The sequence below is a fragment of the Vibrio sp. 1402 genome (genome assembly GCF_033340275.1).
In genome coordinates this window covers 1-546 of the sequence record NZ_JAWOWE010000599.1, presented here as the reverse complement: position 1 = coordinate 546, position 546 = coordinate 1, and the positions used below count along the sequence as shown (strand labels likewise).

At 52.4% G+C, this 546-nt stretch carries 1 protein-coding gene; it reads left to right on the top strand.

The window, feature by feature from the left end; all coding sequences use genetic code 11:
• On the top strand, window positions 1–546 hold a 546-nt coding region (locus tag R7044_RS27455; RefSeq protein ID WP_318141757.1), incomplete at both ends, for a carboxyl transferase domain-containing protein.

Here is a 546-nt window from a genome sequence, read left to right as displayed (position 1 = left end):
CCTCTCACCGTGAAAAAGCACCTTCGAGCACAAGAGATAGCTCAGCGTTGCCAACTGCCGTGTGTCTACCTTGTCGACTCTGGCGGCGCAAATCTCCCTCATCAATCAGACGTTTTTCCCGATAAAGATCACTTCGGCCGTATCTTCTTCAACCAAGCCAGAATGTCGGCCAAAGGCATTCCTCAAATCGCCGTTGTTATGGGTCTGTGCACCGCAGGCGGTGCTTATGTCCCAGCAATGGCAGACGTGTCGATAATGGTGAAAGAACAAGGCACCATTTTTTTAGCTGGGCCACCATTGGTAAAAGCCGCAACGGGCGAAATCGTGACTGGTGAAGAACTCGGCGGCGCAGATGTGCATTGTCGAAAATCGGGGGTGGCGGATTATTACGCCGAAAACGATGAGCACGCCTTAGACTTAGCGCGCGAGGCGATTGCCAACGCAAACCGTCCAAAGCCGCCGAAATCGGACAGTGCCATCTTACCTCCACGTTACGATGCCGAAGAGATGTACGGCATTGTGAATGCCAATTTGCGTTTGTCGTTT